The 13,778-nt window shown below is 73.7% G+C and carries 18 protein-coding genes; 9 read left to right on the forward strand and 9 right to left on the reverse strand.

What is annotated here, in order from left to right:
* From ABZV78_RS07735 to ABZV78_RS07770, 8 genes are all read right to left on the reverse strand, one after another.
* Nucleotides 1-1,282, reverse strand: a 1,282-nt coding sequence (locus ABZV78_RS07735) for an ABC transporter substrate-binding protein (RefSeq protein ID WP_355636340.1), incomplete at its 3' end; no start/stop codon positions are given.
* 51 nt (nucleotides 1,283-1,333) lie between these two features.
* On the reverse strand, nucleotides 1,334-2,473 hold the full coding sequence (locus ABZV78_RS07740) for a branched-chain amino acid ABC transporter permease (protein ID WP_355636342.1): 1,140 nt from the start codon (nucleotides 2,471-2,473) through the stop codon (nucleotides 1,334-1,336).
* The gene (locus ABZV78_RS07745; protein ID WP_091258987.1) at nucleotides 2,470-3,348 is read right to left on the reverse strand and encodes a branched-chain amino acid ABC transporter permease; all 879 of its coding nucleotides are present in this window, start codon (nucleotides 3,346-3,348) and stop codon (nucleotides 2,470-2,472) included. The genes ABZV78_RS07740 and ABZV78_RS07745 overlap by 4 nt, the downstream gene beginning before the upstream one ends.
* Nucleotides 3,349-3,376: 28 nt before the next feature.
* Nucleotides 3,377-4,093, reverse strand: a complete 717-nt coding sequence (locus ABZV78_RS07750; protein WP_355636343.1) for an ABC transporter ATP-binding protein — start codon at nucleotides 4,091-4,093, stop codon at nucleotides 3,377-3,379.
* Nucleotides 4,090-4,911, reverse strand: coding sequence for an ABC transporter ATP-binding protein (locus ABZV78_RS07755; protein ID WP_355636344.1), 822 nt, complete (start codon nucleotides 4,909-4,911; stop codon nucleotides 4,090-4,092). The genes ABZV78_RS07750 and ABZV78_RS07755 overlap by 4 nt, the downstream gene beginning before the upstream one ends.
* A gap of 190 nt (nucleotides 4,912-5,101) precedes the next feature.
* Complete coding sequence (locus ABZV78_RS07760) at nucleotides 5,102-5,938, reverse strand: SMP-30/gluconolactonase/LRE family protein (RefSeq protein ID WP_355636346.1); 837 nt, start codon at nucleotides 5,936-5,938, stop codon at nucleotides 5,102-5,104.
* Entirely contained in the window at nucleotides 5,935-7,155 is a 1,221-nt protein-coding gene (locus ABZV78_RS07765; RefSeq protein WP_355636348.1) for a sigma-70 family RNA polymerase sigma factor, read from the reverse strand. Before ABZV78_RS07765 ends, ABZV78_RS07760 begins: the two co-directional genes overlap by 4 nt.
* Entirely contained in the window at nucleotides 7,152-7,502 is a 351-nt protein-coding gene (locus tag ABZV78_RS07770; protein ID WP_355636350.1) for a YciI family protein, read from the reverse strand. The genes ABZV78_RS07765 and ABZV78_RS07770 overlap by 4 nt, the downstream gene beginning before the upstream one ends.
* Nucleotides 7,503-7,647: 145 nt before the next feature.
* Between ABZV78_RS07770 and ABZV78_RS07775 the strand changes: the two genes are divergently transcribed.
* The 5 genes from ABZV78_RS07775 (at nucleotide 7,648) to ABZV78_RS07795 (ending at nucleotide 11,140) form a co-directional block, all read left to right on the forward strand.
* Entirely contained in the window at nucleotides 7,648-8,358 is a 711-nt protein-coding gene (locus ABZV78_RS07775) for an MBL fold metallo-hydrolase (protein WP_355636352.1), read from the forward strand.
* 153 nt (nucleotides 8,359-8,511) lie between these two features.
* Nucleotides 8,512-9,258: a lysozyme gene (locus tag ABZV78_RS07780; protein ID WP_355636354.1), complete on the forward strand. Its 747-nt coding sequence runs from the start codon at nucleotides 8,512-8,514 to the stop codon at nucleotides 9,256-9,258.
* 97 nt (nucleotides 9,259-9,355) lie between these two features.
* Nucleotides 9,356-10,030 (forward strand): peptidoglycan recognition family protein, encoded by a 675-nt coding sequence (locus ABZV78_RS07785; protein ID WP_355636356.1) that lies wholly within the window; start codon nucleotides 9,356-9,358, stop codon nucleotides 10,028-10,030.
* 109 nt (nucleotides 10,031-10,139) lie between these two features.
* Nucleotides 10,140-10,502: a metalloregulator ArsR/SmtB family transcription factor gene (locus tag ABZV78_RS07790; protein WP_355636358.1), complete on the forward strand. Its 363-nt coding sequence runs from the start codon at nucleotides 10,140-10,142 to the stop codon at nucleotides 10,500-10,502.
* Nucleotides 10,499-11,140, forward strand: a complete 642-nt coding sequence (locus ABZV78_RS07795) for an SRPBCC family protein (protein ID WP_355636360.1) — start codon at nucleotides 10,499-10,501, stop codon at nucleotides 11,138-11,140. The genes ABZV78_RS07790 and ABZV78_RS07795 overlap by 4 nt, the downstream gene beginning before the upstream one ends.
* 56 nt (nucleotides 11,141-11,196) lie before the next feature.
* Here the strand turns inward: ABZV78_RS07795 and ABZV78_RS07800 are convergent, their stop codons facing one another.
* Complete coding sequence (locus tag ABZV78_RS07800; RefSeq protein WP_355636362.1) at nucleotides 11,197-11,562, reverse strand: ADP-ribosylation/crystallin J1; 366 nt, start codon at nucleotides 11,560-11,562, stop codon at nucleotides 11,197-11,199.
* An 83-nt stretch (nucleotides 11,563-11,645) separates the two neighbouring features.
* Here ABZV78_RS07800 and ABZV78_RS07805 point away from each other — a divergent pair, with 83 nt between their 5' ends.
* The 4 genes from ABZV78_RS07805 to ABZV78_RS07820 all read left to right on the forward strand — a co-directional run bounded on the left by ABZV78_RS07805 (nucleotide 11,646) and on the right by ABZV78_RS07820 (nucleotide 13,695).
* On the forward strand, nucleotides 11,646-11,975 hold the full coding sequence (locus tag ABZV78_RS07805) for a nucleoside triphosphate pyrophosphohydrolase family protein (RefSeq protein ID WP_355636363.1): 330 nt from the start codon (nucleotides 11,646-11,648) through the stop codon (nucleotides 11,973-11,975).
* Between the two features lie 66 nt (nucleotides 11,976-12,041).
* Complete coding sequence (locus ABZV78_RS07810; protein WP_355636365.1) at nucleotides 12,042-12,614, forward strand: NADAR family protein; 573 nt, start codon at nucleotides 12,042-12,044, stop codon at nucleotides 12,612-12,614.
* A gap of 10 nt (nucleotides 12,615-12,624) precedes the next feature.
* On the forward strand, nucleotides 12,625-13,152 hold the full coding sequence (locus ABZV78_RS07815) for a DUF2199 domain-containing protein (RefSeq protein WP_355636367.1): 528 nt from the start codon (nucleotides 12,625-12,627) through the stop codon (nucleotides 13,150-13,152).
* A 39-nt stretch (nucleotides 13,153-13,191) separates the two neighbouring features.
* The gene (locus tag ABZV78_RS07820; protein ID WP_355636369.1) at nucleotides 13,192-13,695 is read left to right on the forward strand and encodes an NUDIX domain-containing protein; all 504 of its coding nucleotides are present in this window, start codon (nucleotides 13,192-13,194) and stop codon (nucleotides 13,693-13,695) included.
* The last annotated feature ends 83 nt before the right edge of the window (nucleotides 13,696-13,778 follow it).

Here is a 13,778-nt window from a genome sequence, read left to right on the forward strand (position 1 = left end):
CCCACGCTCGAGTCGCGAACCTGCGCCGCGACGGGCTGCACAAGCTCACCACCAGGCTGGCACACGAACACGGCAGCATCGTTGTCGAAGACCTGTACGTGGGGCCGAAGTACGCCTGCGCGCCGTTCTGGACCTTGTTCAGGCGCACGCCGCTGTAGCCGGCGTGCACGTCGTCGCTGTACCGGAACGGGGTGAGACCCGGCCCGCGGAAGCCGCCCTTCTGCACGGCCTCGACCAGCTTCTCCCGGGTCGGGTCCTTGCCGGCGGCGAGCAGCGCCTGCACGAAGGTGTACGCCATCGAGTAGCCGTAGATCGCGTTGCCGTCGACGGGGTTGGCCGAGTTGTACTTCTGGTGGATCTTGGTGAACTCCTGGATCCACGGGTTCGCCGTGTCACCCACCATGGGCAGGTAGTTGTCGGCGACCATGCCCTCGAGGATCACCTTCTTGTCGCCGAGCTGGTTGGAGAGCGTGGTGTAGTCGGCGCCCACGTTGGACACCACCCACTGCGCCCGGAACCCCTGCCCGGCGGCCTGGCCCATGGCCAGCGCCGTGAAGCCCGGGATGCTCGCCGAGATCACCACCTGGCAGCCGGCCGCCTTGAGCGCGCCGATCGCCGGCCCGACCTGCTGGTTGGTGGTGGTGTACGTCTGCTTCGCCGCCACCGCGCCGAGGACCTTCTCGACCCCGGCCAGGGAGTCCCGGCCGAAGTCGTCGTTCTGCCCGAAGTGGCAGACCTTGGCGCCGGGGAACTGCTGCTTCACCCAGGTGGCCAGGATCTTGCCCTCGACGGTGTAGTCGGGCTGCCAGCCGAACGTGGTCGGGTACTTGTCGGGCTGGTTCCAGTTGCGGCTGCCGGAGGAGACGAAGAGGTCGGGCACCTTCTGCGTCTTGACGAACTCCAGCACGTTGGTGTGGGTGGGGGTGCCCAGCCCGCCGAGGAGCGCGAAGACCTTGTCGTCGAGCACCAGCTTGCGGACCACGTTCTCGGTGTTGGCCGGGTTGTAGCCGTCGTCCATGACCTTGTAGACGATCTTGCGCCCGTTCACCCCGCCCTTGCTGTTGACGTGCTCGAAGTACGCCTTCGTGGCGGCGGAGATCTTCGAGTAGCCGGGCGCGGCGGGGCCGGTGAGCGGCTGGTGGGTGCCGATGACGATCTCGGTGTCGGTGACGCCGGGGACGTTCTCGGCGGCCTGCTTCGCGTCGTCGGCGCAGGCCGGCACGGCGGCCAGCAGGGCGAGGCCGGTGGCGGCCGCGAGTATGCGGCGGGTGGTGGGACGCATGGTTCTCCATTCCGGTGCGGCGGTGCGAACGGGTGGGTGGAACCGGGGTGGTCAGTGCTCCGGGGCGCGGCGGCGGGCGCGGAGCCGGGCGGCGAGGGTGCGGGCGGCGCCGTGCAGCCCGCCCGGGGCGGCGAGCATGACGACGATGAGGATGAGGCCGAACACGGCCAGCGCGAGGTTGCCCTCCAGCCGCTGGGCCAGGCCGGCCGGCAGGCTGAAGGTCTCGGTGAGCAGGCCCGGCAGGTCCTGGAGCGCGACCAGCAGCACCGCGCCCCAGACCGCGCCGGCGAGGCTGCCCAGCCCGCCGATCACGATCGCCATGAGCAGGAACAGCGACAGCTCCAGGGGGAACTTGCCGGGCGCGACGGTGGCGGTGAGCACCGCGTACACCCCGCCGCCGAGGCCGGCGCAGCCGGCGCTGACCACGAAGGCGAGCACCTGGGTGCGGGCGACGTGGATGCCTGCGAGCCGGGCGGCCACCTCGTCGTCCCGTACCGCGCGCAGCGACCGGCCGAACCGGCTGCGCACGAGGTTGGCCAGGAGCAGCACGGTCAGCAGCGCGGCGATCAGCGCGATCCAGGCCAGCCACCGTTCCGGCTGGAAGTAGGCGCCGAGGGCCGCCGGCGGGGTCTCGGCGGGGAAGCGCAGCCCCTGCTCGCCGTTGAACACCCCGGTGAAGATCGTGCTGACGGCCGGCACCAGCGTCGCCACCGCGAGGGTCACGCCGGCCAGGTACGGCCCGCGCAGCCGGGCCGCCGCCAGCCCGATGACCAGCCCGGCCAGCGCGGTCGCCGCCACGGCGGCCAGCAGGGACAACGGCAGGATCCACCGCCCCTGCACCCCGCGGGCATCGAACGCCCGCTGCACCAGCGCCACGGTGTAGGCGCCGGTGGCCATGAGCGCCCCGTGCCCCAGGGAGAGCTGGCCGTTGAGCCCGACCAGCACGGTGTAGCCGGCGGTGACGCAGAGGAACGCGCAGACCCGGGCCACCTGGAGGTTCTGGTAGGGCGCGAGCTGGTTGGTGAGCAGCACGACCAGCGTGCCGGCGAGCACCGCCCCGGCCAGGTGGCGCAGCAGGGTCGACCCGCGCGGGCCGGCGGCGGCGGGCGCGCCGGGCAGCAGCCGGCGCAGCGGCGACGGACCGGCGGGCCGGTCCACCCCGGACCGGGCGGAGGGGCGGGTGGCGGTCACACGTGCCTCGCTCTCGCGCTGGAGAAGAGCCCGCCGGGGCGGACCAGGAGGACGGCCAGCAGCAGGACCAGGACGGCCAGCGGGGTGGTGTCCGGGCCCAGGTAGCCGGTGACGTACGAGAGGATCAGGCCGACCAGCAGGCCGCCGACCACCGCACCGGCCGGGCTGTCCAGGCCGCCGACCACGGCGGCGGTGAACGCCACGACGAACACCAGGTCCATGGCGTGCGGGTGCAGCCCCAGCCCGGTGGGCACGACCAGCATCCCGGCGAGCGCGCCGACCGCGGCGGCGAGCGCCCAGCCGAGCGTGAGCATCCGGCTCACGTCGACGCCGAGCAGCCGGGACACCTCGGGGGCGAACGCGGCGGCCCGCATCCGCAGGCCGATCGGCGTGCGGGTGAACAGCAGCGCCAGCAGCACCACGACCACCAGCACCGCGCCGAGCACCCACAGGTCGTACGGGGACAGCGCGGCGACCCCGCCGAGAGTGAGCGCGTCGGTGTCGAACGGGGCGGCGGCCGGCCGGTAGCCGTTGCCGAAGACCATGCCGAGCACCGCCTGGATGAGCAGCACCAGGCCGAGCGCGACGATCACCTCGTTGAGCGGGTTGGCGTGCCCGACGAAGCGCATGAGCACCCGTTCGACAAGTGCGCCCAGCAGCAGGCCGGCGAGGACGGCGGCGCCCAGGCCCACCCAGTAGGAGCCGGTCGCGGAAGCCACCGCGTAGCCGACGTAGGCGGTGGCCACGGCCATCGCGCCCTGGGCGAAGTTGACCACCCGGGCGGCCCGCCAGATGAGCACCAGGGCCAGGGCGAACGCGGCGTAGACCGCGCCGGTGGACAGCCCGCCGAAGGTGAGGAACAAGAACCGGTCCAATCGCGGATCCTTCCTGCTCGCCGGGCCGTCAGAACCCGAGGTACGCGTGCCGGAGCTGATCGTCGTCGCGCAGCCGTCCCGCTGGCGCGGCGGTCACCACCCGGCCGAGCGACATCACCACGCCCTGGTCGGCGACGGAGAGGGCGCTGCGCACGTTCTGCTCGACCAGCAGGACGGTCAGCCCCCGCTCGTCGCAGAGCCGCCGCAGCAGCGCCATGATCTGGGCGGTGACCTTGGGGGCCAGGCCGAGCGACGGCTCGTCGAGCAGCAGCAGCCGGGGCCGGGCGATCAGCGCCCGGCCGAGCGCGAGCATCTGCCGTTCGCCGCCGGAGAGCTGGTGCCCGGCGTGCCGCCGCCGGCGGGCCAGGGCCGGGAACAGCTCGTAGACCTCGTCCTGGGCGCGGCGGGCGTCGGCCCGGTCGCTGCGCCACAGCCCGCCGAGGCGCAGGTTCTCCTCCACGGTCAGCTCGGCGACGACGCCCCGGCCCTCGGGGACGTGCGCCAGGCCGCGCCGGACCAGCCGTTCGACGCGGACGCCGCGCAGGTCGGCCCCGTCGAAGCGGACGCGGCCGCCGGTGGGCCGCAGCAGACCCGACAGGGTACGCAGCAACGTCGTCTTGCCGGCCCCGTTGGCGCCGAGCACGGCGGCGATGGTCCCGGCGGGCACCGCGAACGTCACGTCCCGCAGCACCGGCACCGGTCCGTAGCCGGCGCTGACCGCCTCGACCTCCAGCACCCCGGTCACGAGCCCGCCCCCGCCGCCTCGGCCGGCACGTCGGCGCCGAGGTAGGCCTCGGTGACCAGCGGGTCGTCGCGGACCTCGTCCGGGGTGCCGGCGGCGATGACCCGGCCGAAGTCGAGCACCACAAGCTCCTGGCAGACGGCCATGACCAGGTCCATGTGGTGCTCGACGAGCATCACCGAGCAGGCGCCGCCGGCCCGCTCGGGCAGCGTGCGGACCAGCTCGGCCAGCTCGGCGACGTCGTCGGCGCCCAGCCCGCCGGCCGGCTCGTCGAGCAGCAGCAGCCGGGGCCGGGCGATCAGGGCGCGGGCCAGGGCGACCCGCTTGCGCACCGCGTACGGCAATGTGGTCGGGGCGGCGTCGGCGTGCGCCGCGACGCCCAGTTCGGCGAGCAGGTCGCGGGCCTCCCGGCGCAGCCGCCGTTCGTCGCGGTCGCTGCGCGGCAGGCCGAACAGGGCGGTGGCGAAGCCGGCCCGGGCCGCGTGGCTGGCGCCGGCCACCACGTTCTCCAGCACGGTGAGCCCGGGGAAGAGGCCGACGCCCTGGAGCGTGCGGGCGATGCCGAGCCGGGTGAGGCGGTGCGGGCGGGGCCGGAACGGCCGGCCGTCCAGGGTGAGCGATCCGCTGGTCGGCGGGACGAAGCCGCAGACCACGTTGAACAGGGTGGTCTTCCCGGCGCCGTTGGGGCCGATTACGCCGACGATCCGGCCGGGCGGGACCCGCAGAGAGACGTCGTCGAGGGCGACCAGCCCGCCGAACCGGACGCCGACACCGTGCAGCGCCAGGTCGACGCCGTCCGCGGGGGTGGGGGGTGGGCTCATCTTCACCTCGGGAGAGGACGCGGCGTGGGGGTGCGCGGTGCGGCTCGGGCGAAGCGGGAAACTTATTACACCGGGAGTGTACTTTTCGGCGAGGGTTCGTCAATGCCTCGCGTGGGCCGTGGTGATATCGACGGGATCACGATTCCGGCACGCGCGACGAGTTGCACCCGCCGTGCAGGGTCGGCCCTGCTCAGCCGGCGGCCGGGGCGGGCGCCCGCAGGGTGCGGACCTGGCCGGTGCGCGGCCCGCCGGAGAGCGCGGCCGGGCTCCACTGTGTCGTGACGAGGTGGAGGGTGTCCCCGTCCGGGCCGCCGAGCGCGCAGGCGAAGCAGCCCCGGTCCAGCTCGATCCGGTCGAGCACCCGCCCGCCCTCGGCGACCCGAACGGCGCACCGGTTCGGCACGTCGCCGTACCAGACGGCCCCGGTGGCGTCGAGGCAGATGCCGTCCGGCGCGGAGCCCGGCACCGCCGCCCAGACCCGCCGGCCGCCGAGCGTCCCGTCGGCGGCCACGTCGTAGGCGGTGAGCCGGCCGGCGTAGGACTCGGCGACGATCAGGGTGCGCCCGTCCGGGGCGAGCGCCATGCCGTTGGGGAAGGCCAGGTCGCCGGCGACCAGCCGAGCACCACCGTCCGGCGCGACCAGGGCCACCGCGCCCGGCCGGAAGTCCCCGCCGGGGAAGTCGAAGCCGATGGTGTTGACGTACGCGTTGCCCCGCGCGTCGGTCACCACCTCGTTCCACGCGTGCGGCACGAGCGCGGCCAGGTCGGCGTGGGTGCGCAGCGTGCCGTCGGGTTCCCGGCACAGCAGCCGCCCGGCGCTGCCGACCACCACCAGCAGCCGCCCGTCCGGCAGCCAGTCGAAGCAGATCGGCAGCCCGTCGACCCGGGCGACCACCTCGGTCCGGCCCGTCGCGTCGACGGTGAGCACCTCCCCGGCGCCCCAGTCGGCCAGCCACAGCCGCCCGTCGTGCCAGCGGGGCGACTCGCCGAAGGCGAGCCCGTCGACCAGGATCTCCGGTGCGCTCACGCGTCACTCCTCAGCAGGTCGCGGGAGCGGCGGAGGAACTCCCGTTCGGCGGCGTTGTCGGTGCGCGCGATCGCCGCGCCGTACGCGGCCGCCGCCTCGGCGGGCCGGTCGAGGCGGCGCAGCAGGTCGGCGCGGACCGCGTGCAGGACGTGGTAACCGGCCAGGTCGAGCCGGTCGACCTCGGCGAGCGCCGCGGCCGGGCCGGCCACCTCGGCCAGCGCGACGGCCCGGTGCAGCGCCACCACCGGCCCGGGCGCGTGCGCCAGGAGCTGGTCGTAGAGGGCGAGGATCTGGCGCCAGTCGGTGGCCGCGGCGGTGGCCGCGTCGCTGTGCACCGCGTTGATCGCGGCCTGGATCTGGTACGGGCCGGGCCGGTTCCGCCGCAGGCAGCGCCGCACGACGGCCTGCCCCTCGGCGATCAGCGCCCGGTCCCACCGACTGCGGTCCTGCGCACCGAGCGGCACCAGCGCGCCGTCCGGCCCGGTCCGGGCGCCCCGCCGCGCGTCGGTGAGCAGCATGAGCGCGAGCAGCCCGAGCACCTCCGGCTCGTCCGGCATGAGCTCAGCCAGCAGCCGCCCCAGCCGGATCGCCTCGGTGCACAGCTCGTCCCGGACCAGCCGCTCCCCCGCGCTGGCGGTGTGCCCTTCGGTGAAGATCAAGTAGACCACGGCCAGTACGCCGCTCAGCCGGTCCGGCAGGTCGGCGTCCCGGGGCACCCGGTACGGGATGCCGGCGTCGCGGATCTTCGCCTTGGCCCGGACGAGCCGCTGCGCCATGGTCGGCTCCGGCACCAGGAAGGCCCGGGCGATCTCGGCGGTGCTCAGCCCGCCGAGCAGACGCAGGGTCAGCGCGACCCGGGCCGGGACGGCGAGCGCCGGGTGGCAGCAGGTGAAGATCAGGCGGAGGCGGTCGTCGCGCACGGGCCCCTCCTCGGCGGGCGGCTCGGGGGCGTACAGCAGGGCGGCCTGGGCGTGCCGGTCGGCGCGGGACGCCTCGCGGCGCCGCCGGTCGATCGCCCGGTTCCGGGCCGTGGTGATGATCCAGCCGGCCGGGCTGGGCGGTGGCCCGTCGACGGCCCACCGGTCGACCGCGATGGCGAACGCCTCCTGGACCGCCTCCTCGGCGAGGTCGATGTCGCCGACCATGCGCACGAGGACGGCGACGGCGCGGCCGTACTCCGCGCGGAAGACCCGTTCGACGTCGGTGGGGCCGGTCATCCCTCGCCCTGGAACGGGCGCACCTCCACCGGCAGGGTGGTGGCCAGGGCGTAACGGCGGCCCCAGTCGAGCGCGGCGTCGAGGTCGGGCGCGGTGATGACGGTGAAGCCGCCCAGGTACTCCTTGCCCTCGACGTACGGGCCGTCGGTGACGAGCACCTCGTCGCCCTTCGGGCGCAGCACGGTGGCAGTCTCGGGCGCGTGCAGGCCGTTGCCGAAGACCCAGGATCCGGACTCCCTCAGCTCCCGACCGATCGCGTCGACCTTGCGCATGACGTCGGCGAGGAACTCCGGGGCCGGCGGCTGGTCACCGGCCGGCTGGTAAAGGCTGATCAGGTACTGCTTCACGGGCTGCCTCCTCGTCCGGCGGCCGGTCTCTCCCGGCCCCTCCACCCTCCACACGAACCGGGGCCCCGCGGATCGACACGCCGGCCCGACGGATTTCCCGGATCCAGGTGTTGATCGACCGTCGCCAACGCCCGACACTCGGGGCATGGCACGAACCGCGGCGGTTCCGCTCGCCCCCGGCGTCTGGCGCATCCCCACCGTCGGTCGCGCCATGGTCAACTCCTACGCCTTCGTCGATGACGACGGCTCGGTCACGCTGGTCGATTGCGGGGTGCGACGCGCCCCGGCCCGCATCGTGCGCGGGCTGGCGGCCATCGGCAAGACCCCCGCCGACGTGACCCGGATCGTGCTGACCCACGCGCACGCGGACCACGCCGGCGGGGCCGCGGAGCTGGCCGGGCGCACCGGCGCACCGGTGGCCGCGCATCGGGCCGACATGCCGTACGCCGAGTCCGGCCGGGTGCCGCCGCAGGGCGGCGGAAACACGGCCGGGCGTTTCCTCACCCGCCTGGTGGGCGGCCGGTTCCCGGCGGTCGCGGTGGCCCGGCCGCTGGCCGACGGCGACGTGCTCCCGGTCGGCGGCGGCCTGCGGGTGGTGCACACCCCGGGCCATTCCCCGGGGCACGTGTCGCTGCTGCACGAGCCGACGCGGGTGCTGGTCACCGGGGACGCGCTGTTCAACGTGGCCGGCGTGCGCTGGCCGGTGCGGTCGTTCTGCACCGACTTCCGGATGACCCAGCGGACCGCGCACGTGCTGGGCGAGCTGGACTACGACGTGGCCGCCTTCACCCACGGTCCCGAGCTCACCGACCGGGCCCGCGAGCAGGTCCGGGCCTTCCTCCGCCGCCTGGGCTGAGCCGACGCCCCGTCACCGGGCCGCACCCACCGTCCTGTTCGCATACAACGAGAATCTTCCATGTATCTATTGCAGGAATTCTTCGCCGTGTGACCTAATACTGACAGTTCCTTTCGTCCCGCCGCCACAAGCGGTAACCCCCAGGGAGGAAGCATGAACCGTCCCGTTCGATCGGCGCTGCGTGCGGCCGCCACGGCCCTGCTCGCCACCGTCACCCTGGCCGCCTCGGCCGTCGTCGGCGCGACACCCGCCAGCGCCGCGCCGGCCGGCCTGCCCGGCATGGACGTCTCCAGCCACCAGGGCAACGTGAACTGGTCCGCCGCCTGGAACAACGGCGCGCGGTTCGCGTACGTGAAGGCGACCGAGGGCACGTACTACACGAACCCGTACTTCGCCCAGCAGTACAACGGGTCCTACAACGTCGGGATGATCCGTGGGTCGTACCACTTCGCCCGGCCGGACACCACGAGCGGCGCCACCCAGGCCAACTACTTCGTCGACCACGGCGGCGGCTGGTCCAAGGACGGCAAGACGCTGCCCGGCGCGCTCGACATCGAGTACAACCCGTACGGCGCCACCTGCTACGGCTTGAGCCAGGCCTCGATGCGCAGCTGGATCGCCTCGTTCGTCAACCAGTACCACGCGCGGACCGGCCGGTGGGCCACCATCTACACCACCACCGACTGGTGGACCACCTGCACGGGCAACACCTCGCAGTTCGCCGCGAACAACCCGCTGTGGATCGCGCGCTACTCCAGCAGCGTGGGCACCCTGCCGGCCGGCTGGGGGACGTACTCCTTCTGGCAGTGGGCCTCCTCGGGCGTCTTCCCGGGTGACCAGAACGTCTGGAACGGCACCCTGGACCGGCTCAAGGTGCTGGCCTGCAACGGACCCTGCTGACCAGCTCCGGTGGCGGGCGGGCGGTCCGGCTCGGCGTGTCCGACGCCGCGCCGCGACCCGCCACCGGCGGCGTCCGTCCCCCGACGAGGAGGCCCCGATGTCCGTTCCCGTTCCCCGGCGGGCCGTGCTGCGCGGCGCGGTCCTGCTCGGCGCCGCCGCCGGCGCCACCGCCATCACCCAGTTCGGCGCCGGCCGCGACGCCCGGGCCGTCGCCACCCGGATCGACCAGCCGACCATCGCCAACTGCGCGACCTGGGGCGCCCGCCCGCCGTCCTCCGCGGTGAGCGTGGTGCAGAACCGGCCCAACAAGATCATCATCCATCACACCGCGTTCCCGAACACCACCGACTACAGCCTCGCGCAGGCCTACCGGAACTCGCGCGACATCCAGAACCTGCACATGGACACCAACGGCTGGCTCGACTCCGGGCAGCACTTCACCAACAGCCGGGGCGGCCACCTCACCGAGGGGCGGCACGGCAGCCTGTACGGGCTGCTGCACGGGCAGACCATGGTGCAGGGCGCCCACTGCGTCGGGCAGAACAGCCAGGCCATCGGCATCGAGAACGACGGCATCTATCTCGACGTGCAGCCCCCGCAGGCGCTCTGGAACAGCCTGGTGTGGTTCTGCGCCTTCACCTGCCAGCAGTACGGCATCCCGCCGACGGAGATCTACGGACACAAGGACTTCAACTCGACTCAGTGCCCCGGCCTGCTGCACGACCGCCTCCCGGAGCTGCGCAGCACCGTCGCCGCCCGCCTGGGCGGCTGACCGGATGAGGGCGGGGCGCCCGGCGCGCCCCGCCCTCCTCTCACCCGCCGCGGCGACCTGCCGAATTACAGCGCTCGCTTATATAAGCCCGATCTGATAGAAAGAAGACGTGCACGCCTTCGACGTCCTCGGGGACCCGGTCCGTCGCCGGATCCTGGAGCTGCTCGCCGAGGGTGAGCAGCCGGCCGGCACGCTCGGCGCGACCGTGCAGCGGGAGTTCGGCATCAGCCAGCCCGCCGTGTCGCAACACCTCAAGGTGCTGCGGGAGCACGGCTTCGCGACCGTGCGCGCCCAGGGCACCCGCCGCCTCTACGCGGTGGACCCGGGCCCGCTGCGCGAGATGGACGAGTGGCTGGCGGGCTTCCGCCGGTTCTGGACGCCGCCGCTGGCGGCGCTCGCCACCGAACTGGCCCGGGGCCGGCGGGAACGGCGGCTGCGCGAGGGCGAATCCGACGAGAGGACCACATCATGATCGACGTAATCGGGCAGATCAGCGCCGTCGAGCGCCGATTGGGCAGCCGTACGCTCCCCGCCGGCCAGGCGCGGGTGATGACCGTCAGCCAGACGTACGACGCGCCGGTGGAGGACGTCTGGGACGCCTGCACCAGCGCCGAGCGGATCCCCCGCTGGTTCCTGCCGATCTCCGGCGAGCTGAAGGTCGGCGGCCGCTACCAACTGGAGGGCAATGCCGAGGGCACGGTCGAGCGCTGCGACCCGCCGCACAGCTTCGCCGCGACCTGGGAGTTCGGCGGCGAGGTGAGCTGGATCGAGGTGCGGCTCACCGAGGCCGGCGCCGGACGTACCCGGTTCGAGCTGGAGCACGTCGCGCACGTCGACGACGAGCGGTGGGCCGAGTACGGGCCCGGCGCGGTCGGCGTCGGATGGGACGGGGCGCTGCTCGGTCTGGCCTCCCACCTCGCGGCTGACGGCTCCGGGATCACCCCGGACGAGGCCGTCGCCTGGATGGGCTCGGACGAGGGCCGCCGGTTCATGGCGGAGGCCAGCGACCGCTGGACCGAGGCGAGCATCGCCGCCGGCACCCCGGCCGACGAGGCCCGCGCCGCCGGCGAACGGGTCACCGCCTTCTACACCGGCGCCCCCACCACCTGATCTGGTCTCGCCGACCGTGCCCGGGTCGCCGGTGCGGCACGGGCACGATCGCGAGGTCAGGCGGGGTGGAACTCGTGCACGAGTTCGATGCGGCCGACGAGGTGGGCGTTGAGGAGGGGCACGTCCTCGGCGGGGATCCAGAGTTCGCGGATCTCCCGGCCGCCGACCTGGCGGACCGGGTAGCGGTCGGCGAAGTCGCGGCGCACCGCGAACCGGGTCACGTAGCCGGCGCCGGAGGCCGGGACGTTCCAGTCCCGGGCGATCCGGACGGCGTACTCCTCGGTGAGCACCGGATAGAAGATCGGCTGGTCCGGGAGGCGGGGCGGCCACGCGCGCCAGCCGGACGCCTCGACGAGGGCCAGCTCCTCAGGCCCGGTCGGCCGCCACAACGTGATGGTCTCCACCGTCTCCTCCGTCCGCATCGGGTCGGGGCAGGCTACCGGCGGCGGCGCGGGCACCGCGAGGGGATTCCGGCCCGGGGGGAATGCGACCATACTGGCCCGTGATGGACCTGGATGAGTATCAGCGTGGCGCCCTCCGTACCGCCGCTCCACGAGACAAGAGGAACGAGCTGCTCCACCTGGTGCTCGGGCTGGTCGGCGAATCGGGTGAGATCGCCGAGAAGTTCAAGAAGTGGGTCCGCGACCGCGACAGCGACGAGTCGCGGATCGACCGGGCCGACATCGCCAAGGAACTCGGTGACGTGCTCTGGTACGTGGCGGTGCTAGCCGACTACCTCGACCTGTCGCTGGACGACATCGCGACGGCCAACCTGGCCAAGCTGGCCAGCCGCCAGGGCCGTGGCGTGCTGGGTGGCAGCGGCGACGACCGCTGAGCCGGGCTCGAGGTCACAGGGTAATGCGGCAGCGCGCTGTCGGTGCCCTCCGGCAGACTGTCGATCATGCCGATCCGGTCCGTCGCCGAGCTGACCGCCGCCGTCCACGCGGGAACGCCGGTGAAATACCTGCACTTCTGGGGGCACCGCCCGCAGCGGGACGGCAGCGTCGGCGCCGGCTGCCTGAGCCAGTGGTGGCCCGCGCCGTTCACGGTGGACGGTCGTACGTACGCCACCGCCGAGCACTGGATGATGTGGCACAAGGCCACCCTCTTCGGCGACGACGGGATTGCCGGACGGGTCCTCGAAGCCGCGCACCCGCACCGGGCCAAGGCGCTCGGCCGGCAGGTCCGCGGCTTCGACGAGGCGACCTGGGCGGCGCACCGCTACGACATCGTGGTGGCCGGCAGCGTGGCCAAGTTCGGCCAGCACGAGGACCTGGGCCGGTTCCTGCTCGGCACCGGCGAGCGGGTGCTGGTCGAGGCAAGCCCGGTGGACCGGGTCTGGGGCATCGGGCTGGCCGCCGACGACCCGCGCGCTGCGGACCCGGCGCGGTGGCGGGGCGCGAACCTGCTCGGCTTCGCCCTGATGGACGCCCGCGCCGCCCTCCGCGCCGACGCCGCCGGTCTCCTCGGCTAGATTCACGCGGGTGCACGACTCCCCCGGTCACACCTGCGGCACCTGCGGCGCGCGCCACGACGACCTGCCCCTGTCCTACCGCACCCACGCCCCGGCCTACTGGTCCGACGAGGTGGCGGCGACGGACGGCAGCGAGCTGACCCCGGACCTGTGCGTCATCCACGGCGAGCACTTCTTCGTCCAGGGCACCATCGACATCCCGCTGCGCGACGCCGAGGGCAACTTCTCCTGGGGCGTCTGGGTGTCGCTCAGCGCGGCGAACTTCGGCCGGACGGTCGAGCTGTGGGAGCGCCCGGGCCGGGAGTCGGAGCCGCCCTACTTCGGCTGGCTGTCGACCGAGCTGCCGGTCTACGGCCGGAGCACGCTGGAGCTCAAGACACATGTGCACACCCAGCCGGTCGGCCGGAAGCCGCTGGTGGAGGTGGAGCCGACCGACCACCCGCTCGCGGTGGCGCAGCGGACCGGGATGACGGCGGCGGATGTCCGCCGCATTGCGGAGCAGGTGCTGCACCCGGAGACACCCCGCCCCCACGGGTGAGGGCGCCTGTCGCCGACGAGGCGGGTAACGTGCAACGGCGTGACCGCCGCACCGTACGCGCACTGCTCGTTCTGTGGCGCGGCCTATCCGGCGGAGGCCGGGTGGCCACGCGTCTGCCTGGCCTGCGGGCAGACGGTGTGGCGCAACCCGCTGCCCGTCGCGGTGGCCGTGCTGCCGGTCCGCACCCCGGACGGCCTCGGCGTGGTGGTGGTCCGCCGGGACATCGAGCCGGCCCGCGGCCAGCTCGCCCTTCCGGGCGGCTTCATCGAGTACGGCGAGGAGTGGTCCGAGGCGCTGGTCCGCGAGCTGCGAGAGGAGACCGGCCTGCTGGCCGAGGCCGACGAGGCGCGGCTGTTCGCGGTGCACGGGGCGCCGGCCGGCGGCACCATGATGGTCTTCGGCGTGCTGCCCGAGCGGCCGGTCGGTGACCTGCCCCCGTCGGCGCCGACCGAGGAGGCCACCGAGTGGCTGGTCCTCACCGAGCCGGTCGAGCTGGCCTTCTCCACGCACACCCGGGTGCTCGCCGACTTCCTCGCCGGCTGACCGGCCGGCACCCGCTCAGCCCGCTCCGCGGTGGGTGACCTGACCCGGACCTCAGGCGACGCGGCGAAAACTCCTATTGATTG

It is taken from the genome of Micromonospora sp. NPDC004540, from assembly GCF_040610095.1.
GTDB lineage: Bacteria > Actinomycetota > Actinomycetes > Mycobacteriales > Micromonosporaceae > Micromonospora.

Coding starts and splice junctions, on each gene's coding strand:
- ABZV78_RS07755 (WP_355636344.1), bottom strand. CDS start 4,911: ATGAGCCCACCCCCCACCCCCGCGGACGGCGTCGACCTGGCGCTGCAC.
- ABZV78_RS07765 (WP_355636348.1), bottom strand. CDS start 7,155: ATGACCGGCCCCACCGACGTCGAACGGGTCTTCCGCGCGGAGTACGGC.
- ABZV78_RS07775 (WP_355636352.1), top strand. CDS start 7,648: ATGGCACGAACCGCGGCGGTTCCGCTCGCCCCCGGCGTCTGGCGCATC.
- ABZV78_RS07780 (WP_355636354.1), top strand. CDS start 8,512: ATGAACCGTCCCGTTCGATCGGCGCTGCGTGCGGCCGCCACGGCCCTG.
- ABZV78_RS07785 (WP_355636356.1), top strand. CDS start 9,356: ATGTCCGTTCCCGTTCCCCGGCGGGCCGTGCTGCGCGGCGCGGTCCTG.
- ABZV78_RS07795 (WP_355636360.1), top strand. CDS start 10,499: ATGATCGACGTAATCGGGCAGATCAGCGCCGTCGAGCGCCGATTGGGC.
- ABZV78_RS07800 (WP_355636362.1), bottom strand. CDS start 11,562: ATGCGGACGGAGGAGACGGTGGAGACCATCACGTTGTGGCGGCCGACC.
- ABZV78_RS07805 (WP_355636363.1), top strand. CDS start 11,646: ATGGACCTGGATGAGTATCAGCGTGGCGCCCTCCGTACCGCCGCTCCA.
- ABZV78_RS07810 (WP_355636365.1), top strand. CDS start 12,042: ATGCCGATCCGGTCCGTCGCCGAGCTGACCGCCGCCGTCCACGCGGGA.